Below are 21,722 nucleotides of genomic sequence, written 5' to 3' on the forward strand. Positions count from 1 at the left end.
TCGCTATCGCTATCGCTGTCTTTGGTGCCGTAGACGTCTTTCAATTGCTTGAGTACGTCGATGGCCTGCTGCGCTTCGGGGGTGAGTCCACCACTCTCACCGCTTTCACCGGAACCACCAGTGCCGGAACCGGAACCGGATCCACCCCCGCCACCACCGAGTCCGGCCAACGCCGAGGCGATCATCGGCAGCATCATCGCCCCGGTCATCATCGCCGTCGGCGCCAACGCCGTCAAAGTATCCGGATCCAACAACCCGCCACCATGATCAGCGGCTGAATCATCCGTGGTCCGAGACGTATTCGGCGCCACCGCACCCGCAGGCGCAGGCGCCGCCTGCGCCGGAGCCGCCTGCGCAGCAGCCCCCTCAGCAGGCGCACTCGGCGCCGGAGCCGCCTGCGCCCCCGCAGCACCCGGCGCACCCGCTGGCGGCACCACACCCTTACCCGAACCACCCTGCCCCGGCGCCACCGCGCCCTGTCCGGAACCATCCCCCGAAGACTGACCAGGCAGAGCAGGCTTATTCTCGGAGTCCGAACCCTCCTGCGATGCTTGCGAATTCCCACCCGAACCCGCCCCCGGGCTCAAACCGCCCGCTCCCGGGCTCGCTCCCTGCCGAGGCTTGCGCGTCCACGGCGTCACCACCCCCGCTAGCGCACCTTCACCCGAATCCCCCTCCGCATCCAGATCATCGACAGCTGGCTCAACCCCCGCATCCCACACCAATGGACTCGTCATGAATCCCCCTTCAACACCCGCTTGACCCGAACGTCACCTCCGGTCGGCAGCACTTGTTCGACTACCTGCCCCGAATCCGGATCAACAGTGACAATCTGGGTAGAACCGACAGCAATGCCGACTCGGGTGGGGGCGTTGGACCGGTAATCCCAAAAGACCAGATCCCCCGGCGAGATGGCTTCGGTATCGACCCGCTGACCGCAAACACCTTGGGCGGCAATGGCACTCGGCAGCACGACAGAGGAGCGAGCGGTAGTCGTCGAACTCGATGGCCGCCCGCACGCAACCTGCGTCGACTCGGTGCGCGGCATGGTCGCACCCGATGACGAGCCAACCGTGCCGGTACCGGCGCCCGCCGCCGCGAGACATTGCCCCGTCATTGCCGCGTCCGATGCCGCATCGATGACGCTCTTGGTCAATGTCGCGGCATCTGCGGTGCCCGGCGAGCCATTGCGGCCGGGCTCGAGCGTCGCCGGGTTACGGACCACCGCCAGCGCGAACTGCCGCGCGCACTCCACAGCGAGCCCGGTATTGACCGTCTGCAACGGCGGCAGCTGCCAGGATGCGGATCGCATCGCGGACGCGCAGGAGCGCTGCCAGGTCGAGGCATCGGTGTCATCCGGCGCGATGGTCCACTCGGCATACGGGTTCGTGGTCGGCGCCTCGGATTCGGGAATGGTGTCGGCTGCCCGGCGCGAAGTGGTAGCGCTCGATGTCGTTGTCGTGACGGCCGGATCCGGACCGACGGCACTATCGCACTGGTAGTGCAGATCCGCAGCGGCCGATGTTGAGGTGTTCCCCGCCAGCGTCATAAGCATCCCCCCGACGCCGCACAGCCCGACTACAGGAATGAGCAGCACCCACACCCAAGTCGGGATCATCGCGAGGATCATCAGGCGCCCCATCATCGAATACCCTCTCTGTGCAGGCCGAGCGACTTCACCTTCGCGCGGGCGTATATCTAGTTCCCCAGCAGCCTGTCGACTTGTCCCAATGTCTGTACCCAGCGCGGATGGGCGTCATTTTGTCCGCGTGGTGTCACTGTATTGGACAAATCCGTGGTTCGACCCGAGCCCAAATGTTCTGATCGGACGGCGTCGTAGACCGTATCCCGGAGATTTCGGATTGCTTCCGGATCAGCTACATTACGAACGAGCGCTTCTGTGGCATTCTGCGCGTTCCTGGCATGCTCGTTCATAATCCATTGCTTCATACGCTCCGCCTCCCGCACACCGACATTAGCGCTCTGCAATCTACGGTCGTTGGCGGTCATGCCAGTCGTAGGCACAGTCCCGTTTATCACATTATTCAACGCCCTCATCTTCGCTGCCGCTTCATCCGGATTATCACGAATGTCACCAAAAATACCTCGACTGTGGTCACCAGCATATTCTCGGACGAAATCCACCTGCGGATGACCCAATGGGTTGTCTTCGTCCAGGGCGACACCGCCCGCCCTGACCCTGCGGAATTCCCGGGCCGCCTGCTGCAGAGTACCGAAATTGGCCGCGACCTCGTCGGCACTGCCATCGCCTCTGATCAGCAGGCGTGCTGAATTCTGGGTATGCCGCAAAGCAGCAGCCAAGAACGCAAGGTCGCGGTCCTGGAGCGGTTCGTTACCAGCGGCTTGGGCGATAGTTGCCCGCGAGCGCGACGCAAGCCGCGCCCTTTTCTCGTCTCTCGCACCGGCGCCGATCATGGCTCCGAATGAATCGGCCGCAGTGCCGCCGACATCGAGAACGCCTTGCACGGCTGCGGCATTGCCCAAGACCGAGTCCAGACCGCCATATTCGACAGCTTCCAGTCCGGCGTTGGACGCAAAGAGTTCCCGGTTCATATACGACTGCGCATACCAGCCGTACCGCCCACCGAACCGATCGTCCCCGACCCACACGCCTCCCTGCGCCTCCGTCATTGCCCTCTTCAGCCTGGATTGCGGATGGAACGATCCGGGCAGCCCCATCATCATCCATTCCGTCAGTGGTGAGTTGGCAATCGTGCTCGCACCACCCATCAGCGCCATCATCCCCATACCACCCATCTTGTGGCGCGCGCCGATCTGTCCCATACCGAGCGCATACCCACCACCGCCTCCAGAACCCGCACCCGCGCGCGTCCCTCCATTCTGGACCGCGATCGCGAAGCGGTTGGCAATCCATTCATTGCCGCGGTCGAGGTTACCGGTGAAGCGCTTGGCCTGAAGGAATGCGACGATCATTATCACCGCGGTGAAGAACAAGACCGCGATTTCCCGACCTTTCGCCTGTTTCAGCATCTCGTTCTCGATCAAAGCTATGACAGCGACAAAAGCAATTTCCGCAGCCATCCGGAAGAAAGAAAAGAAGCCATGGACGACACTGCGGATCGTGAATGTCTGCGTAGGACCGTACACATAGCCACCCGCGGCGAAGCCGAAAAGGCCCATGAATGCCCAATAGATCGCGTCGAGCCCGGACCACACAATCCTGATGGACATATACCCGAAGAAGGGTACGATCCCCAGCAACATCAATATCAGCACCAACAGACCGGCACCGATCTGACCCATGCTGGGATTGTCTGCGGCGGTGGCCGCGACGGAATCGCCACAGGCCTTCAAACCCTTCTTGACCTGGCTATCATTGCCGGCCGATATGCCGGATGACCACGCAGAGGCACACGCCGGCCGCTCGTCGACAACGTGGCCGAAATTCCACACCTGTAGCGGATGCCGCACAAAATTGTCGACCATACTCTGCTGCATGGTCTGTGCGAGCGCCGCGGGATTCGGGCTGCTGTCACCATTCACGCCGGCCGCCACCGAAAGGCCGACATCGCGGCCCTGAGCCAGCATGCCGTGCGAGGACAATATCTCGGCGAGCGGATCCCTGAGGAACAGCGCACTCACGATTGCCATCACCAGCATGGTCGCAATCTGAAACGATGCCTTGGCAAAAAATCCGCGTGCCACGAAATAAGCGACGAAGAACGCGCCCAGCGTAACGAAGAAGAAGAACACCGCCGCCGTCGCGATCTGAGCGGTGACACCTTCGGCAGCCCCGGTCAAGGGTGCGCGGAGCCAATCGAGCCAACCCAGGCGGACCGCCGAGTCGTACCCCCAGATCGGCAGAACCACAGCAATAAGGAAGAACTCGCACATAAGGCCGAGGATCGCCGCCATCACGGTCGTGATCGGATGGAATAGGCTTCCGTCGCTTGTGATGTAGGTATACCGCGACACCGGGACCCCATATGAATCCCGCATATTCGTGAAACCGAGCGCACCGTTACCGCTGGACTGCACGGTCTCGGTGTCGGTTTGCGCGCCGGCAACCGCGCTGAGCGCAGCCGGCAATACAAATAGCATGAAGAATGCGACGAGCCCCCAGAAGATCCAACGTCGACGCCGGGTCGCGGTGATCCACAGCCAACATCGGTGCCCGAGCACCCTCGGCTGCCATTTTTCCGGATCCCAGAACTCCAGTTCGCGTCGCAGATCGGAGCCGTGCCACGCGCGCGACCAAGTGGGCACGGTGGACGGGAGCCTCATGCGATTTCCTGACGCTGTGGCAATGCCGATCGAGCGGCGCCCTTCCCCGAGGGCGTACTGCTGATCGCCTCGGCGCGATCGGCGCGTGCGGGACCGAGCACCTTGCCACGGCCGATCCGGTTCAGCGCGTCCCGCATAAACATCTCGCCGCGCCGTTCCTCCGGCACCTGTCGGCCTTGGCCGACCGGCGGCGAGGTCTCTTCGCGCAGGATCTGCAGCAGGAAAGACGCCTCTTCCAGATCGACGCCGAGCCATTCCAGGCTGTTGCGGGCCAACGTTTCATCACGCTGCCGGAAGACGAACCGGTTGGGAATCAGATTGTGCGCCGCGCCCTGGAAGTCCGTCGCCGGATCGTGGGACGCCAATCCGATTGCGGCCAAATGCTTTCGACCGTCCCGGCTGAAATCGGAGGTCACCGCGGAACCGACCTGGGTCTGCGTGAAATGGTGTGCCTCGTCGCCGACCAGCAGTCCGAATCTGCCGTTGTCGGTGAGGAACGCTTCCCTGGCGGCAACGCCGACCAGTTCGTAAAGCGCGGTGCCCAGGCGCTTTGTCAGCGGCAACCGGTTGTACAAGTGCGGAGTGGTGAGTTCCTCCGCTGTCGGCAATGCCAGATTGTGGCTGCGGACCACCGTAGCCGCGGCATCGAGCCGCAGCGGCCGCAGCTTCGGATCGAACAGCACCGGAACCCGGTCGACCACGGTCCCGAGCCGCGCCGCCAAATCGGCGTAGTCCTCGCCCAACCCGGGTGTGTCCCGCAGCCGCCGCACGACCTGCAGGAAGTCCAGCAGACTGCGGATGCTGTGCTCGGCAATTCCCCTCGGTGACAGCAGATTGCTGGCGGCGGCGCCCGCACCCGATGTCGGCGACAGATCCAGCAGCGGCAGGATCGAATCCAGCGCCCGCTCCCCCGCGACCCGTGGATCGAACAGGCGCAGCGGGTCCAAGGACACCGTCGGATTGGCCAGATCGATGACGACCGCATTATCGATCGAGGACGCGAAATGCTCCCATTCACCGACCTGACTGCGATCGATGGCCAGGAATTGCCCGCCCATATCGTGGACCAGCACGGCCATGAGCTTCAAGAAATAGGATTTGCCCGATCCGAGCTCACCTGTGACCGCGAACGATGCGGACAGGTCGTGCAGTGCCGCTTCCATGATCCCGAAATGGATCGGCTCGAAATTTCCGGACAACAGGTTGACCCCGATTACCGGACCACTGTCATCGCCGATCTGGCTGGTGGTGAAGGGAACGAAGCCCGCCCACATATCGGAGGGCACAATATGCGCGAAATCGTCGTACGCCCGCCGCGCCGGACTGCCGGGAATGAGCATCGACCACAGATCGACCTGCGCGCCGACCGGCGCGGTCATCTCCACATTGAAGCGCCGGTACCGACGTTTGAGCGTGTTCACCGCATCGGTCGTCGCATCGCGTGACGCTCCACCTATAGCGATCACGGTCGTAAAGGACACCTCGGATTCACCGCCGTTGACCTCGAAATGCTGGTTGTACTCACCCAACATCTGCGCCTTCGACATCAAGGTGTTCTGTGCGAAGGAAACCTCCTGATCCCGCTGGTCCATCTGCTCACCGAGGCGCCGAAGGCTCAGCTCATTATTCTTGAGCACCTGCTCGGCGGGCTTCGTCGATATCCGCATGCCCCAGTCGACCGTGACGTCCTGCATGCCTTCGAGCACGCTGAGGAATTCACTGCCGCCGGGAAAGGACATGCCCGCGTACGGGAATGACCGCGGGGTCAGCACCGCCTGGTAGGAGGGTTGGAAAACCAGATCCGGCTGTACCACCTTGATCACCGGCACGAAGGAGGGGCGGATGCGTCGATTGCTGTCGGCCTGTGCTCCCTCGTCCAGGGCGGCCGAGCGGAAGACGGCCGATGTCGCGTCGTCCAACACACCGGCGCGAGTCGGCGCAACTGGATCGCCGACTGCGCCGCGGCTCAGATAGTGCTCCCACAGCCATTGGAACAGGGCGGCAGGCACCGGAACGGGGTCGAAATCGCCACCGATGCGCGAGAGGATTTCGTTGGCCTTCTCGTCGTAGGCGTCCAGGTCGGCTCGAGACAGGGCGGCGGCGTCGATGGTCGTGGTGGTGCCGCGCCACATTCGCGACAATGCCGAAATACCTGAATTGCTGGCCCCGACCGGGATCGACAGCAAATATATCCGGGTCTGCGGCAGGATCGCGCGGACCCGCTCGAACGAGGCCACCACCTCGGTGGCGTAATCCTCGCACTCGTCCAGATCCACGCCCTCGACCATTTTGCTCAGCACGTCGAGGGTATTGAGACGAGCCTGGATACCCAGCAGCAGTGAACCGTTCGGCAGATTATTGATCAGTGAATGATGGGCCGCCTTGACATCGAACTTGTCACTGGCCTTGCGCAACCCGTAGCCCAGCGGGTTGATGAAATAGTTGGCAGTCACCAGACCGCCGTGCGTGAATTGCAGATGCCCGCGAATAGCGGCGGTCGGCTGCAGGTCTCGTTCGAACGCCATCAGTTCCGCCCTCCGGGTAACGCGCCATTGCCCTTGTCTTCCACCTTTGGCAATGTCTTGCTCCATCTTTCGAGAATGTTGAGCGGACGCTCGCTAGCCATTACGGCTACCGCCGGGCGGTCATCGTCCGCGGCGACCTTACGATCAGGCAGCAGAATCACGATGCTCTCCTCGACGAACAGCGTGTGTCGCCCGGACTCCTCGCCGACCGGCATGCCCGAGGCGGAAACCGGCCTGCGGATGACGATCAATCGGCCGATCCACAGGATCCGCGATGTCAACCGCACACCCGTATACGGCACCAAACCCAGTGCGAAAACAGTGACGACGGAGATGACCGCACCCACCACGAAGGTGATGGCGGGATTCGTGGGCAGCGACATGGCCAGCACCGCCGTGATGACGATGAGCACGCCGCCGCCGATCATCTGCGGCAAGGTGTACGGCCCGAACGGGAGCTTCTGCCCGTTCTGCGCCTTGCCGATCAGGGTGGGAACCCGTTTGATCGGCGTGAACACCTTGACGACTTGGGTCACTAGCGGTACGTCCCGCCGATGGGCTGGTCTTGGACGATCCGGCTATTGGAGTCGACGCGCGCGTAGTTGAGCAGGGTGGGCAGCGTCCAGAACAGGATCCCCGCCATCAATGCCGAGAGGGTGACGCCGATGAGCTTGCCCGGTGACAGCTTCGACTTCACCCCTTCGGAAATGAGCAGAACCATGCCGCAACCGGCGATGACGATCATCCCCGCCCAACGGATGAAGATCAGCCCGTTGTACAGGATGATGCTCATTTGACTACCCATGATGATGCCTTTCTGTTCAGTTCTGTGTTGCCGGTGGAATCGACACTGCGGAACTGGGTGCTGTGGTCGCCGTGCTGGTTGGGGCGCCGCCGGACCCTTCGTTGGCGGCGACTACCGTCATGGGTTCGCGCAGTTCGGGCATCGAATCCAGGTACTCGACCTGCCACTGCCCTGCGGTCTGGATCATCGTCAGTGGGTAGGCAAGGGTCGGCGCGGCGCCGCTGCCGGTCTTCGGGTTGATCGTGACCAGCACGCGGGCGTTCGTACCGCCGACACCGCAGCCGCCGTCATCGGATGCCACCGTTGTGGTCTCCACGGAGGTGAACGGTGCTGGCCGCAGTGCGGCTATCCCGGAGTTCGGTATGGTGTAGCGCGCGATATCACCCGAGCCGGTGAGATACGTCGACAGGAATCCGGAGGCCACCTGCGCCAGTGGCGATTCCGCGCCACACGGATTCTGATATCCCAGCACCAGATCGATGCCGCGCCCCGGCGATTCGACCGCCGCGGGCACCGCCAGCGCGCGGCGCCTGCCGTCCGCCGCCACCGATACCGAGACTCGGTAGTACTCGCGATTGCCGCTGGCTCCGCCAGCTGCCTTGGCCACCCGGACCGACACCGTGACCGACCAGACGTCGAATGCCTCGGTGCTCAGATTGCGTGAGGTGAACACGACGATCGGATCGGACACCTGTCGCCCGGTCGCGGGCAGATTGATCTGCTGTCCGCCGCCGACGTACTCACCGAGGCGCTCCTGCTGTCCGGATGAGGCGCTGAGGTAGGTGACCACGAACTCCTCGGCGAAGGACTCCGCCAACTGGGCATGGCCGATGATCGAGGTCGACATGGAATCCGGCGACTTGGCGACCGGCTTATCGGCGAACCAGCCGAGGATGGTGCGCCCACCGCCGAGCACCGCGAGCACGGCGATGACGGCAACAATGGCATTGTCGCGGCGGCGGCGTGCGGCCATCCGGCGAAGTAATTCCTCGCCCGAATCTGCCTGCCTGCCAGCCGTTGTCCGCACTCTCGAAATGGTAGAGAGCCGAACCGCTCCCAATTGCCCGCCTGTTCCCGTGGCTGGGAATAAGGACAATCAGTAGGCAGGGCTGCGTTTCATGCGATCGACCAGCCAATGACGCAGCTGATCGTCGTAACCGACCGGCGTGCTCGGCTCGACCGGCCGGTGCGGTTCCAGGACGGGCACGTCATCGGCGACCCGGACCAACTGCGCGATGGCCAACGGCCGAGTCGAATATCCGGGGTACGGATACAGCAGCAATGACGTCGGCGTATAACCGCCGCCGTAGTTGAGGGCACGCATCGTGACTCCGGCGGTTTCCCCCGCCCGCAGTCGGTCACCGAGCTCGATCAACCGGATCCGATCGTCCGGATGAAATACGTCGACCGGCTGGAACAGATAATCCCAGCGCACCCATGGCGCGGGATCGGTGAGCCAATGCGAAATGCTGGTGTACTCGAGTTGCACAACCGCCAAGTGGGTGCCCGCGCGACGGTGCGCCTCACGCAGCCCAACTCGTTCCAGCGTGGCCCACGAGGCGGGCTGATCGTCGGAGGAGATGTCCTCGATCAGCCACCATGCCCCTCGGGTCCGCTCGTCGTCACGGGCCCGGATCGTGATGCGCCAACGCCCGGCTCGGCCGGAACTGTGCGGCACCGTGACATCGAACTGCAGCTTGTCCCCCGGCTTGGGGTCGTAGAGCAGATCGAGCATCTCGGCATGCCGATCGAACGCCGACATCCGGTAAAAGAGCTCCGCGATCGACATCCTCGGCACGTATTCCTCTGGCGCACTGCCGGAGAGTCGAGTAACGCCGATAGGCTGCTGAATGGTCTGCGAATTCAGATCCCAGATCATACCCACTGCCGCACGCAATTCCGGCGCCTGCGCAGCCGATGGCCCGAGCCAGAGCCGGATCGCGTGCACATCGCCCGCCGGCCCGAATACCGGCCGGATCTTCAGCTCGTGCACACCCGAACGAGTCGGGATCCGCAGATCCACATCTTCGGCCTGATCACGCGCCGCCTGCATGGCCGCGGCCAACCGCGCGGTCGTCAGACTGTCATATACCGCAGGCATTTTCGCGAGCAGCCGCTGGAGAACTCGCGGCCACCCCGCGAAGTCACGCGGTGCTTCCCCCACCGACGCCACCGACATCATGTCCGGCGTCAACGTTTCGATGGTCACCCATGGGATTACTGCGTCGCTCCGCATCTCGCTTGCCCGTACCAGCCGTTCCTCCGGATTCATGACTCAGATGAGCCACGATCGTGACACGTTCAATGTACCGTTGTTCAGCGGTCCAATCAACACGTCAGGAACAAGTTCACCTGTTCGAAGTCTTGTGATTCATACCGGATGGAGCAAACCGAATGCTGGTTTCTTAACCTAGTCCTAAGACAAGATGAACAGCGGCACAGGCAATCTCCCGCCGCAACCACGCGTCACCGCACCTGCTGAAACCTCGGCGACCTGCGTCGATTCCGATGCACGACAATGCTCGGACAGGAGGAAACCAGACGCCGCGGAAACCGGTGACGGCACGCGAACAAACGCACCGCACGGGCCGACACCATCAGCCGTGCCCATTGCTGACGGTTTTCCAGCCGACCTCAGGAACGGCCGATTACTCGCTCGGGGCCGAGGCTGCCTCCGCCGCCATCAGAGCGAGCAGACCGGCACCCGCCAGGATGCCGACGTTCTCCAACTCCGACGGAATCACGCGCAGCGCGGTCAGAAAACCGAGTCGGGCGTGCGTCGCCACGGCCGCGGTGAGCGGCTTCCACAGCGCCGGACCGGATCTCGCCACGCTGCCGCCGAGCACGACGAGATCGATATCCAGTAACGGCGCTACCGAGGCGATCGCCCGACCGAGCGCCGTTCCGGCGCGATTCAGCGCGGCAACCGCGATCTCGTCACCAGCTCGCGCGGCTTCGGCCAGGTCGTCGACAGAGCTTCCGTGCCATCCGTTGCCACGTGCCCACCGCAGTATCGACGCGCCACTCGCGACCGCCTCCAGGCAACCACGCCCACCGCATTCACAGAGGTCGTCGAAACCCGGGACCAGGACATGGCCGAAATGCCCGGCATTTCCGGTACGCCCGACCACGACGAAGCCACCGACCATGAGTCCAGCGCTGATCCGAGACGAGACCGATACCGAAAGCGAGTCCATGACCTGGCTGGCAGCTCCGAAGTTCCGCTCGGCCAAGCCGAGACACACGCCGTCGAGAGCGAGTTGCACCAGGGCAGTCGGAAAGGTCTTCTGCACGGCCTCCGTCAGTGCGAAACCGGTTCGCCACTCTGGGATGTCGGCCGGTGCCACGACCCCGGCCGCCATGTCGACCGGCCCTGACGAGGCAATACCGACGGCGGTGACCTCTTGATTCTGCGCCACCTCCAGCAACAGATCCCGGCAGGTGGGCCATGCCGCACCGGAAGGTATCGGAGCCCTCCGGACATCCTCGGCCTCGGCATCGTCGGCCACGCGGGTCACCGCGAACCCCTCAGGACCGATCTCCAGAGCCAACACCGTCATAGGTCACCCACCGCCACAAGAGTTTTCATGTACCGTCCGCCGCCCACAGTTCTACAGGCCGCTCGAACCGGCAGATCGCAGCCGGTGCCCGAGCACGATACGCCGTCGTGGGGTCGCAGGCACAAGATCAGCGCATACCGGGCGGGTGCTGTTGCGAATAATGCGCAGTGGCCGCTTGTGATCGATCGGGGCGGTGCGGTGCCGATCGAGGTTCTCCACCACCCGGCCCGCGCTGTCGTATGCCACGCCGGCCCAGATCATCGCTCGTGGGCCGTCACCTCGCGCGGTGAGCGTCTGCGCAAGCTGCCCACACTTGGCGAATAAGGGGCAGTGTTGGCAAGTCTGGATGGCAGCTCGCCAGGATTCCGGGGTGCCGACATCGAGGTCCCAATCGTCCGGACCATCCGCGCAGGGCGGGCGGTGCGCGGCCTTGGCCGCAGTGGGGATCGCCGAAATCTGTGTCGCCGTTTGCGATCCGATCGCTGGGCGACGCGCCTGAATGATGCTCATAGCCGTCTCCGAGACTGCCGAGGGCACACGCCACGCAAGACGTGTCCCATTGTCGGGCGGGCATCAGGGCTGCTCAACAGTCCCCGGAAACCGGCAGTGAACTGCCGTATGACGCACGTTAACTTACGATCCGTTACCCGGCAACCATTTCCGCCGCTATGTAACGGCACATTGACCAAGTAGTGATCTCGACGTATCGTTGATTAACGGCACGTTCATCCACGGGCCGCGTTCTACGGGGTAAGTTGTGGTTTCCTGTGAGGTATGGCTGTGCAGTCGGAATACACGATCGATGAATTGGCCCGGGTAGCCGACACCACGGTGCGCAGCGTGCGCGTCTACCACGAGCGTGGTCTCCTGCCCTCCCCCGAGGTGCGGGGTCGGATCGGTTACTACCGCTCCGACCATTTGGAGCGCCTGCAGACCATCAGCCGACTGCTCAGCCGCGGCATGAAGCTGAACGGGATCCGAGAACTGCTCGAGGCCTGGGACCGTGGGGACGGCCTGGCCGATGTCCTCGGTGTCGCACCCGACCAGTCGACCGCCGAGCCGCCTACCACCCCCCAGAACGCGGGCCGCGCCGCTCGGGAAGAACACTCGGCCGAACTGCCGGAATATGTGAAGCAAGCTCTCGCCTCGAGTGACGATCCACTGGAGGCCTACCGCCTGACCAATCCACGCTGCTGCGATCTGGCCTCCCGGCTCGTCGATGTCGGCCTCCCGGCATCGGCCGCCTTCGAATTGGTCGAGCGGCTGCGCGCCGACTGCGATCGGATCGCCGATCGCTATGCCACCGAGCTGTTCTACAGCCTGGCCGGGCGCGGTTACGAACAATCCGAGCGCACCCCCAAGGACCGCACGAAACTCGAGACCGATCTGGCCATCGCGCGGCTGATCGTGACTCGTGCAACATCGGAGCTGATCGATCAGGCCTTCGCCAGGCACTCCGAAATCCCGCCTACCGCATAAAATTTCATCCTGTCCGGAGCGCGGAAATATTTCGCGCCGCGAACTCGTATCGAGTTTCGGCGGATGATCAGATTTCAGCCATGCACTACATGAATTCATGTGTCGTCGGTAACAGTCGTCGAATTCTATACGTATCACATACGAATCATCGTGAGCCCAAAGGGTTTTCGATGTTCGACCAGCCATTATATTCGTATGCGTGTTCGGGCGATCGGATAATCTCATTGGCACGCGACTCGGGTCGGGCAGGATAGACCGTCCAAATACGTTGTCGGACTCGGAGTTCTGGGATACAGCGCGGTGGCGGCCGCGCGCAGTCATCCGTCGGTGCGGGCACTGGATCGGCGCGACTCGACTGCGCCGAATAACCGCTCGGCTACTGCTCGGCACATTTGTGCTGTTCGTTGTTCCGATGTCGATCGGCGCGGTGGCCACGGCGCAGACGGGCACCGCTACCGCCGGGTCATCGACAATCGATGCGGTCGGTTGGATGAATGTCCGGGATTCGCACGGAGTTCCGCTGGCCAATTATGTCTTCGCCACGAATCACGGCAGTATTCTGCACCCCGGGAATGCGGCATTGTCGACCGCACTCGATCTGGAATTCGCGGGGTTCATGGCCACCGAGGTCACCGGCATATGGGTGATCGACTACGCGGTGAGCTTCCGCTGGCTCGACCTTGTCGCCGAGCCATTGAGCCGCGTCGCCGACACCCTGGCCGGACAAGTCGGGACGCCCCTCATCTTTGTGTTCGCGGTAACCATCGGCGGGATACCGGTGGCCTGGTTCGTTGTGCGCGGGTACTTCTCCAAGGCCACCCTGCAGGTGATGACGATGATCGGGGTCGCGATGTTCAGCGTCCCCTATCTGGCGCATCCGCTGGCCGATGTGTTGTCCTCGGACGGGCTGCTCGCCCAGGGACGTGACGTCGGTGTGGCGGTAGCCGCGGGCCTCAACGGCGAATCGAATCCGAGCCCGAATGCGATCGTCGACTCGATAGAGAGCACACTCGCCGACAACTTCGTGCGTTATCCACTACAGGTGTGGAACTTCGGCCACGTGGTGGACGATTCGCCGGCCTGCCGCGCCGCCTGGTCGGAAGGTGTGCTGGCCGGTAGCGATGACAAGGTCACCAGCGGCATGAAACGTTGCGGCGACGCCGCAGCGTACACCAAGGCCCAGAATCCCAATGCGGGCCAGATCTGCACCGGCCTGCTGTTACTGATCTTCGCCGCGGTCCTGCTCATGTTCGGCGTGTACTTGTCCGGCAAGATCGTGGTGGCCGCGGCGGAGTCGATCTATCACGCCTTTATGGCGATATTCGGCTTCGCCGCAGGCGGATACGTCTACGGACCGAGCCAGACCTTCCTGGTGCGCAATCTCGTCGATGCCTTCGTGTCGTCCGGGAAAATGGTCGCGTTCACGGTCTATCTCGGCGTCTACGCCTTGGTGCTCGGCGATGTGTTCAAACAGGCGCAGGGCCACGGCATCGCGGTCATCTTCATCGGCGGATCGTTCATGATCGTCGGAATCGTATTGCTGCGCCGGATGAGCCACAGCCTCGCCGCCGGAACCGGGCGGATCGCCAACCAGATCGGTGGAGTGCTCGCGAGCGGACATGCCAGCCAGCCCGGTGGCGGCGGAGGCTCCATGGCGGGAGCGGGCGGCAGTATGTCCGGAACACAGCGGCTCGTTACCGGACTCGCGGCACTCAACACGATGAACGCCTCGCCGGTTACCGAATACCTGATGGGCCGCAGGCGATCCCCGTTGAGTTCCCGCTCCGGAATGCGACAGCAAGCGGAGCTGGCGAATATGCGGATGGCGGTCGAGGCGGATCGGTTCGGCTGGATTCGGAATTACTATCGCACGCGCGAGCAGATCATCGACTCTGCCAGGTCCGCCGCGGCGACGTATGGTCACACGCCGATGGGCGCCGCTGTCGCGATCGATCGAGTGATCGACCGCGGCGCAAGCCTGGGCGATGCCGAGGCAGCGATGTTCAGTGCTGGATTCACCGATAAGGAAATGCGAACCAACGCGATCAAGGCCTACAACTACCGGACGAGTTGGGGCCCGAATATGTGGGACGGCGACAAACATGTCGGGCAGGCCATCGCCTCGCTCGGTGTGCTCAAATTGGGCGAGACTCCGGCCAATGTCGCACTGTTCAAGCGGACCGCGCATCGACTGGCGGAACGTCGCTTCGCCGACCCCCATCTGCAGTTCAGCAGCTTCACCGCGCCCGAACAGCAGTTCCTGCGCGACTACTTCGACAACCCGACCGAACCGGTCATCCACGCCATTCGAGATGCCGTGTCGGGCACCGGGAATTCGTTGCCCAACTTGACCGGCACCGTTTCCCGGGAGCGGGCCGCGCTTATGAATAGATTCATCAATGTGCACCTGAGTCGACAATACTTGGCAGCCGCCGAATCCGAAAACTTCGCGGCGGCAGCGGGAATCCTACAGAAGATGGCACTACCCGAGTACTGGACCGGCAGCAGCACTCTGACCCCATCGAAGGCGATACCGACCTTCTAGGTCCGCGCAACGAAAAAGCCGTAGACCACATCGTGCGGGCCGACGACCGCGGATCCAGACCGGTTCGTCGAGGCGGTAACAGTGGCAACGGAATCCCTTGGGGGCCTCCGCCGCGCACACGCAGGTGTCCGGGCCGGTTCCAGTCACGCGGGCAGTTCTGCGGGCGGCTGTGCCTGCGGTTGCGTCCTGTCCTGAAGGTCACCAATCTGCGCGACCTCATACCCCGAATCCGTGGCTATATGGCGATGTGGCCGGGGGGAGTCGCGTCCTGCCCGAGTTCCACTCGACGTGTCTCGAGGTCAGGATGGCGAAGAAGCTTGTGTAGCAGTCCGACAGGCCCGCCGACGCAGATCCAGTCGTCGTCGAACAACCGCGACACCAGCCAGCGGCGGTCGGTCGGAAACATTAGGTCGGGCAGGCTACGGCGTTGACGCCAGGTCAGCTTGCGCCAGGTGAGCGCCTGCTCCGGCCCCGCCTCGACCAGCACGTATTGCCAATCGGCATACAAGGTCACCCGAGGAGTTTCGGGGAAGACGATGTCGTCGGCGCCGTTATCGAGGTATCCCAACCACCAACGCTGGTTCGCCGACTCAGCGCGCAGGACCGATACCAGCGCTCGGTCCAGCGCTTCCCAGGCCACGTCGTCATCTTCCGGCACGACGATCGTGGCGTACCTGTCGAAAACCGGCGGGATCGCGGAGACGATGGTCAGGCCGACCGACGTACCGTCCGCAATCCATGAACTCTCCGCGTCGGTTCCGATTCGCCAGGGACTGCCGTCCGGTGTGGTGATATCCACCCACCAATCATCGCTGGCTCCCCCCAGAAGCGCCAACGAATTCGAGTGGGTCGGTCAGGCGCGTGCAGGCTCCAGGGAGCGGCTTTGTTGGAAGTAACTTCGCGACTCGGAACCCAATTCGCGACCTCTCAGCGGCAGGGTTCGCGCGCGGCACGGAAAGGTGCGCGGAACAAAGACTCGGCGCGCAGACCAGGAGTACACGGCGGAAACGACGTGCTGTTTCAGCCGATCTCGAACAGCTGCGCCGCCATGCGGCGGCTGGGCTTTCCGTTCGGCAATTGAGGTAGTCGACTCACGATGCGGAGCTGGCCCGGAATCTGGTGTTCGGCCAAGTGGGAGTGGCAGTGGCGCATGATGTCGCGTTTGGTGGTCTGTGAACCCTCACGCAAATGGACGACGGCCGCGACGTCGTCGCCGAGATGCGGATTCGGCACCCGGGTCGCGAGCGATGAGACGACGTCCGGATGTTCGTCCAGCGCGGCCTCCACGTCGACCGGTGCCACCGCATGATCGCCGCGGTGCGCGATCTCGCTGAGCCGCCCCAGGATTCGCAGGCGGCCGTCGTTTTCCCGGCGCGCCACGTCGCGGGTGCGTAGCCAGCCGTCCGCGGTGAACGCCGCCGCGGTGGCCGCGGGATTGCCGACATATCTGCTGAACAGTGCGGTGCCGCGGACCTCCAGTTCGCGGCCGCCCGCGATTTCGTCACCGGCCAAGCGGAATTCGACACCGGTCGGGGTGCCGACCGTGCCGGGCACCCGCTCCCACGACGGCGGATCGGCCGCCGCCTGGTGGCTGGTTTCGGCGAGTTCCAGTGCCTCCACCACCGGGCAGTCGAGCAGCCGTTCCGCGCGCTCGGCCGCGAGACGGGATAGCGGGGCCGAGGCGGTGCGCAGGAAACGCATGCCGCGCGCCCGCTTTCGCGATGCCACCAGTCCCGCGGTAATACCGGCGAGCTGCATCGGCATCACGGTGAGCCAGGTGGGTGCCGCGGCATCCAGCAACCGGTGCGTTTGTCGCGCCTCGCCCGCGGCGGGTAGCACCATGGTGCATCGGCTGCGCAGTGTCGCCATCAGGTTGGCGAACAGGCCATGGCTCTGCGCCCAGGGCAGCAGTGCGATGGTGCGGTCGTCCGGAGTGAGTGCGAAATGATCTGCGACAGCGGCGATTCCGGCCGCGATATTGGCCTCCGACAGTGCCACCGCCTTCGGCGCTCCGGTGGAGCCGGAGGTGAACAGGATCAGTCGGTCATCCTCGTGCACGGCGGGTGCGGGCACCGTCGGCACCCAGCCGCCGCGGCGCGCGGGCTGGGTAGGGATCCAATCGAGCTGCGCGGGCGGCTCGAAGGGGTTGCGCCACAATAGCGTCGGCGACTCGGTGGCAGCGAGGGTCGGCGCGACCACCACTCGGGGCCCGGCCAGTGTAAAAATCTGCTGTTTCTCCCGCGCACTCAGCCGCAAATCCACGGGCGCGAATACCGCACCGATATTCCATACGGCCGACATTACGGCCGCGAAAGCAGGCGAATTCGGTAGTTCGGCGACCACCACGTCGCCCGCACCGACGCCATTCTTCTTCAAACACCATGCGACGGTCTCGGCCCACGCCTCGAGCTGACCGAATGACAAGAGCGGATCCGCATCGGCGGAAACAAGAATCGGCCGATCGGAGGCATCCATCAATTGTCCTTCCGATGGCGCAAGGTGGTATCCCACTCCCGTTGCGGAATTCTGGATTCCGCAACCGGGAGTGGGGTCACGAACGGCACCCATCGCAGGTCGCAGCAGCTATCCCCGGCACCTCCCGGCAAGGGGGAACAAGAGGTGAGCAATGGAACCCGAAGGGCCGCGCGACCAACGCCTTTCCGCATCGTGACGTCTCCAGCACCACATCGAGGTCCAATTCTTAGCGATGCCAGGTGCGCAACAGTACCGGCACGAGACGGCCGCTTGCACAATCCCCGTTCCCAATTTTGGGAACGCGACTTACGCTGCACTGTCGAGCTCAACCGGAGGGTCCATGTCTGATGAGTACGAGCCCGTTGGCCGCAAAAGGAATGCGGCCGCAACGCGACTCGCGATATTGGCGGCGGCGCAACAACTGTTCGCCGAACGCGGCTACGAGCGCGCCACGGTGCGTGAGATCGCGGCACGGGCCGGGGTGAATCAGGCGCTGCTGTTCCGGTACTTCGGCAATAAGGACGAACTGTTCCGCGCGTCGATTGCGGATCGGGGTCGGCGCGTGCTCGAAGAGGGACCTGCCGAGGCATTGCTCGGCCGCTTACTCGCACGTGCGCTCGAGCCGACCGACTCTGCGGCACAGGCACATTGGCTACAGGCCGCACTGCGCTCCAGCGGACATGACGAGGGTGCGGCCGCGGTGCGGCGAGAACTGGGCGACGAGTACGTGGGCGCACTTTCCGCACTCACCGATGGACCCGATGCCGAGTTGCGCGCCGATCTCCTGCTCGCCTGGTTGCTCGGCATCGGTTTGGTTCGCTCGGTGCACCGCCGAGATCCGTTGGCCAGCGCGGATCCAGCGGCGGTTGCCGAGCATGTGCTGCGCGCCGCGCAAGTGCTGCTGGAGCGGGTGGATGTGAATTTTCCACCGTCATAACGGGATTCACCCGTTGACGGGCCACCGCGTCGATCCCTACCATCGGTTGTAAGCACTCGCTTACATCAACCATCCGCCATCGCGGAAGGGAGTTCAGATGAGGGCAGCATCGCGCAGCGATTCCATGAGGGGTGGCAGCCGGGCGACGGGTGAGACCGTCGACCACGAGGTGCGCAGCTTCCCCTTCAGTACCCCTATACGCCTGGATATGGATCCGCTCTTCGCGCGGCTGCGCCAGGAAGAGCCGATCAGCCGCATACGACTCCCCTACGGCGGTGAGGGCTGGCTGGTCACCCGCTATGAGGACGTCAAACAGGTACTCGCCGACCCGAGATTCAGTCGGGCGGCCGCGGTCGAGCGCGAGGATATTCCGCGCACCACACCGGAACCCGCGCGCCGCGATTCGCTGCTGAGCATGGATCCACCGGAGCACACACGGCTACGCAAGCTCGTGGTCAAGGCGTTCACCGGCCGCCGAGTGCAGGCATTGCGCCCGCGCGCCCAGCAGATCGTGGACGAGCGGCTCGACGACATCGAGCGATTCGGCCCACCCGCGGATCTGGTGCAGCTGCTCGCGTTGCCGCTGCCGGTCACCGTGATCTGCGAAATGCTCGGTGTCCCACCGCAAGACCAGCACCGATTCCGAGATTTCTCCGATACGGTGCTATCCACCACCGCACACACCCGCGAACAGATCAGCGCCGCACGCGCGGGCCTGGAGGCATACCTCACCGAACTGGTGGCGCAGCGTCGCGAAGAGCCGACCGACGACCTGCTCGGCGCATTGGTCACCGCGCGCGACGAGGAGGACCAGCTCAGCGAGGCGGAGTTGGTCAACCTGGGTATCGGCTTGCTCATCGCTGGCCACGAGACCACGGCAAATCAGATCGCCAACTTCACCTATGTACTGCTGACCGAGCCCGAACACTGGAAATTGCTCTGCGGCAGACCGGAACTCGTCCCGAACGCGGTGGAAGAACTACTGCGTTACGTCCAATTGGGTTCGGGCGGTTCGTTTCCCAGAATCGCCACCGAGGACCTCGAGCTGGGTGGGGTCGATATCCGGTCCGGTGAGTCGGTATTCGTCAATACCCAAGCCGCCAACCGGGACGAGACGGTTTTCGACGACCCCGAAGACCTCGACCTGACCCGAGAACGCAACCCGCACGTGGCCTTCGGACACGGCGCGCACCACTGCCTCGGCGCGCAACTGGCCAGGGTGGAGCTGCAAATCGCGCTCGGATCACTGCTGCGACGGTTCCCGACCCTGCACCTCGCCGTACCGGTGGACGAGGTGCCGTGGAAGTCCGGCCTTCTGGTGCGCGGACCGAAGGCCCTGCCGGTGGCCTGGTAGGCACGTTCGTCTCCGACCAGGTCTTGTCTCGAAGTGGTAGGGCACCCAATCGGTGCGCGGGAACATCCCGAGGCGACAGCTGCCCGGGCTGCGAGTCGTTACTGCGACTGTCCGAGGGCGGCCGCGACTTCGTGGCACGACTCCCGCAGGAGGTCGCAGTAATCGTCCAGGTCGGGGACGATCGCCGGATCGCATGCCACGGATACGGTGAAGCTGTCGCCGGCGCCGACGAACGAATGTGCCAAACCGATTTCCGGATACACCGGCGGCAGCATGCCGGCGAAGCGAAATGGCTTGCCCGACAACGACCATGCGGCGGTCGGCTCGCACCTGATACTGGTCAGGATCGTGTGCGCGTGCGCAGGCGCGTCCGGATCGGCGGGCCCGAAAGTTCCGAATCGCGCCCGGTAGGTGCGGCTCGGCAGCAGGTCGATGAGTGCGAGACGGTTGAGTTCCCTGCGGCTCGACGCCGAGTGGCGGCGCGCCCGGAGCGTGGCGTCGATCGCCCGCGCACGAGCGGCGAGGTCGGGTTCCGCCGCTGCCAGGGCGACAGCATCGGCACCGACACGATTGACCCCCATTACCGGCGCGTCGGGAACCGCGACGGTCACCAATACCGCGAGATCGTCGGGACAGCTGCCATCCCGTTTTTCGAGATAGCGCTGCAATGCGTGCGATATCGCCGTCAAGCCGACCGACGTCACCGTAACCCCCTGCGCACGAACGAGGCTCAGCTCCAACGGGATCGTCCGCATGGCGCGTCCCGGCCCGATCCGGCGGTTGAGCCGGGTGGAGGAAACCGGTGGAACGTTCGGTCCGCTGTCGTCGTTTTCGCGGGCGATCCGGCGCATCTCACGTCGGACGCGGACATTGAAACGCAGCGCCTGCAACGGCCAGCGCAGCGCACCCGCCACGGCGGCGAGCGCGGGGCGCGGGCGCTGGGTGGCGGGACCTTGCCCCTCGATCCGCAACGGCACCGTGGCGAACAACGCCTCCGACAGCGATGTCATGGCCGGACCCGCCATCAGCGCATGACTGACATGCATCAGCACAACGGTGCCCACGCCACTCAGCGTCGCGAGACCGGTGACGTTCGGAAATACGTGGAGCTGCCAGGCCATGACCCGAGCGTCCAGCGGTTGCTCGAGAATGCGCCCGATCTCGTCCTGGCACTGTGCCCAATTCAGTTGTGCCGCAGCATGAGTGACGATGTGGGTGTCGACCGGACTGTCGTCGACCACCCAGAACGGGTGCCCGAGCCCGCCGGGCACCTCCTCGATCCGACGGCGCAGCGGTTCGAGCAGTTCGGCTCGTTCGCCGAAGTGGTCGGCGATATCGGCAGCGGTCAGCGGCGCTTCGCCGTTGTCGAATATCCACCACATCGGCCAGTCGGTGACCCGGCCGGAGCGGGCCAAGTAGTAATAGGCGGCGTCATTGGCCACCAGTTGTGCTTCGTACATCATGCTGCTCTCGTCGATCCGATTGCTGCACTATGCCATCGGTCAGTGGCCATCACGTCTGCCGGAATCGAAATCGGGTGTCGGCGCTCACGACCCAAGTCCCGGGTCTCCGGCCGATTCCCCGGTACCCGGCCGATTCCCCGAGGTCCCTCGCCGCCTCTCCGGGGTCCCTCGCCGCCTCTCCGGGGTCCCTGGCCGGACTCCCCGGGTCCCCGGACCCATTCGCCGGGTTCCTGGCCGCGTCCCCGGGGCTCCGGCCGCGTCCCCGGGCTCCGGCCGCCTCCCGAGTGTCCCGTCCGCATTCATTCGGCAGCGG

The 21,722-nt window shown here is 64.1% G+C and carries 16 protein-coding genes and 1 pseudogene; 4 read left to right on the forward strand and 13 right to left on the reverse strand.

Annotation, left to right across the window (positions count from 1 at the left end; all coding sequences use genetic code 11):
• The 10 genes and pseudogenes from ACIBJI_RS22025 to ACIBJI_RS22070 form a co-directional block, all read right to left on the reverse strand.
• Window positions 1-737, reverse strand: a pseudogene (locus ACIBJI_RS22025) (hypothetical protein); the annotation flags it as partial.
• The gene (locus ACIBJI_RS22030) at window positions 734-1,618 is read right to left on the reverse strand and encodes a hypothetical protein (RefSeq protein ID WP_397085499.1); all 885 of its coding nucleotides are present in this window, start codon (window positions 1,616-1,618) and stop codon (window positions 734-736) included. The pseudogene ACIBJI_RS22025 and the gene ACIBJI_RS22030, both read right to left, overlap by 4 nt.
• An 80-nt stretch (window positions 1,619-1,698) precedes the next feature.
• Window positions 1,699-4,266 (reverse strand): hypothetical protein, encoded by a 2,568-nt coding sequence (locus tag ACIBJI_RS22035; protein WP_364341397.1) that lies wholly within the window; start codon window positions 4,264-4,266, stop codon window positions 1,699-1,701.
• Window positions 4,263-6,791: an ATP-binding protein gene (locus tag ACIBJI_RS22040; RefSeq protein WP_397085502.1), complete on the reverse strand. Its 2,529-nt coding sequence runs from the start codon at window positions 6,789-6,791 to the stop codon at window positions 4,263-4,265. The genes ACIBJI_RS22035 and ACIBJI_RS22040 overlap by 4 nt, the downstream gene beginning before the upstream one ends.
• Window positions 6,791-7,327, reverse strand: a complete 537-nt coding sequence (locus tag ACIBJI_RS22045) for a hypothetical protein (RefSeq protein ID WP_364341401.1) — start codon at window positions 7,325-7,327, stop codon at window positions 6,791-6,793. The genes ACIBJI_RS22040 and ACIBJI_RS22045 overlap by 1 nt, the downstream gene beginning before the upstream one ends.
• Complete coding sequence (locus ACIBJI_RS22050) at window positions 7,327-7,584, reverse strand: hypothetical protein (protein ID WP_364341403.1); 258 nt, start codon at window positions 7,582-7,584, stop codon at window positions 7,327-7,329. The genes ACIBJI_RS22045 and ACIBJI_RS22050 overlap by 1 nt, the downstream gene beginning before the upstream one ends.
• Window positions 7,585-7,612: 28 nt before the next feature.
• Window positions 7,613-8,623 (reverse strand): conjugal transfer protein, encoded by a 1,011-nt coding sequence (locus ACIBJI_RS22055; protein WP_364341405.1) that lies wholly within the window; start codon window positions 8,621-8,623, stop codon window positions 7,613-7,615.
• A 69-nt stretch (window positions 8,624-8,692) separates the two neighbouring features.
• Entirely contained in the window at window positions 8,693-9,805 is a 1,113-nt protein-coding gene (locus ACIBJI_RS22060; RefSeq protein WP_364341407.1) for a GAF domain-containing protein, read from the reverse strand.
• A 439-nt stretch (window positions 9,806-10,244) separates the two neighbouring features.
• Complete coding sequence (locus tag ACIBJI_RS22065; protein ID WP_396956011.1) at window positions 10,245-11,156, reverse strand: ROK family protein; 912 nt, start codon at window positions 11,154-11,156, stop codon at window positions 10,245-10,247.
• A 51-nt stretch (window positions 11,157-11,207) separates the two neighbouring features.
• Window positions 11,208-11,666: a hypothetical protein gene (locus tag ACIBJI_RS22070; RefSeq protein WP_396956012.1), complete on the reverse strand. Its 459-nt coding sequence runs from the start codon at window positions 11,664-11,666 to the stop codon at window positions 11,208-11,210.
• A 264-nt stretch (window positions 11,667-11,930) separates the two neighbouring features.
• On the opposite strand from ACIBJI_RS22070, the gene ACIBJI_RS22075 reads away from it, so the two are divergent.
• Both ACIBJI_RS22075 and ACIBJI_RS22080 read left to right on the forward strand, forming a co-directional pair.
• Window positions 11,931-12,635: a MerR family transcriptional regulator gene (locus ACIBJI_RS22075; protein ID WP_364341411.1), complete on the forward strand. Its 705-nt coding sequence runs from the start codon at window positions 11,931-11,933 to the stop codon at window positions 12,633-12,635.
• Window positions 12,636-12,903: 268 nt separating this feature from the next.
• The gene (locus ACIBJI_RS22080; protein WP_397085504.1) at window positions 12,904-15,180 is read left to right on the forward strand and encodes a hypothetical protein; all 2,277 of its coding nucleotides are present in this window, start codon (window positions 12,904-12,906) and stop codon (window positions 15,178-15,180) included.
• Window positions 15,181-15,415: 235 nt separating this feature from the next.
• On the opposite strand, the gene ACIBJI_RS22085 is transcribed toward ACIBJI_RS22080, so the two are convergent.
• On the reverse strand, window positions 15,416-15,979 hold the full coding sequence (locus ACIBJI_RS22085) for a hypothetical protein (RefSeq protein WP_397085506.1): 564 nt from the start codon (window positions 15,977-15,979) through the stop codon (window positions 15,416-15,418).
• A gap of 221 nt (window positions 15,980-16,200) precedes the next feature.
• The gene (locus ACIBJI_RS22090) at window positions 16,201-17,655 is read right to left on the reverse strand and encodes an AMP-binding protein (protein WP_364341417.1); all 1,455 of its coding nucleotides are present in this window, start codon (window positions 17,653-17,655) and stop codon (window positions 16,201-16,203) included.
• 340 nt (window positions 17,656-17,995) lie between these two features.
• On the opposite strand from ACIBJI_RS22090, the gene ACIBJI_RS22095 reads away from it, so the two are divergent.
• Entirely contained in the window at window positions 17,996-18,592 is a 597-nt protein-coding gene (locus ACIBJI_RS22095) for a TetR family transcriptional regulator (RefSeq protein WP_364341419.1), read from the forward strand.
• Window positions 18,593-18,689: 97 nt separating this feature from the next.
• Window positions 18,690-19,946, forward strand: a complete 1,257-nt coding sequence (locus ACIBJI_RS22100; RefSeq protein WP_364341421.1) for a cytochrome P450 — start codon at window positions 18,690-18,692, stop codon at window positions 19,944-19,946.
• A gap of 98 nt (window positions 19,947-20,044) precedes the next feature.
• Here the strand turns inward: ACIBJI_RS22100 and ACIBJI_RS22105 are convergent, their stop codons facing one another.
• The gene (locus ACIBJI_RS22105) at window positions 20,045-21,409 is read right to left on the reverse strand and encodes a wax ester/triacylglycerol synthase domain-containing protein (RefSeq protein ID WP_364341423.1); all 1,365 of its coding nucleotides are present in this window, start codon (window positions 21,407-21,409) and stop codon (window positions 20,045-20,047) included.
• Window positions 21,410-21,722: the final 313 nt, after the last annotated feature.

It is taken from the genome of Nocardia sp. NPDC050408 (assembly GCF_044458905.1).
In the GTDB taxonomy this organism is placed as follows: domain Bacteria; phylum Actinomycetota; class Actinomycetes; order Mycobacteriales; family Mycobacteriaceae; genus Nocardia.

Excerpts from the sequence above, each read along its gene's own strand:
- ACIBJI_RS22035 (WP_364341397.1), bottom strand. The coding sequence starts at position 4,266 with ATGAGGCTCCCGTCCACCGTGCCCACTTGGTCGCGCGCGTGGCACGGC.
- ACIBJI_RS22050 (WP_364341403.1), bottom strand. The coding sequence starts at position 7,584 with ATGAGCATCATCCTGTACAACGGGCTGATCTTCATCCGTTGGGCGGGG.
- ACIBJI_RS22030 (WP_397085499.1), bottom strand. The coding sequence starts at position 1,618 with ATGATCCCGACTTGGGTGTGGGTGCTGCTCATTCCTGTAGTCGGGCTG.
- ACIBJI_RS22090 (WP_364341417.1), bottom strand. The coding sequence starts at position 17,655 with ATGGATGCCTCCGATCGGCCGATTCTTGTTTCCGCCGATGCGGATCCG.
- ACIBJI_RS22040 (WP_397085502.1), bottom strand. The coding sequence starts at position 6,791 with ATGGCGTTCGAACGAGACCTGCAGCCGACCGCCGCTATTCGCGGGCAT.
- ACIBJI_RS22095 (WP_364341419.1), top strand. The coding sequence starts at position 17,996 with ATGTCTGATGAGTACGAGCCCGTTGGCCGCAAAAGGAATGCGGCCGCA.
- ACIBJI_RS22100 (WP_364341421.1), top strand. The coding sequence starts at position 18,690 with ATGAGGGCAGCATCGCGCAGCGATTCCATGAGGGGTGGCAGCCGGGCG.
- ACIBJI_RS22070 (WP_396956012.1), bottom strand. The coding sequence starts at position 11,666 with ATGAGCATCATTCAGGCGCGTCGCCCAGCGATCGGATCGCAAACGGCG.
- ACIBJI_RS22105 (WP_364341423.1), bottom strand. The coding sequence starts at position 21,409 with ATGATGTACGAAGCACAACTGGTGGCCAATGACGCCGCCTATTACTAC.
- ACIBJI_RS22065 (WP_396956011.1), bottom strand. The coding sequence starts at position 11,156 with ATGACGGTGTTGGCTCTGGAGATCGGTCCTGAGGGGTTCGCGGTGACC.
- ACIBJI_RS22075 (WP_364341411.1), top strand. The coding sequence starts at position 11,931 with ATGGCTGTGCAGTCGGAATACACGATCGATGAATTGGCCCGGGTAGCC.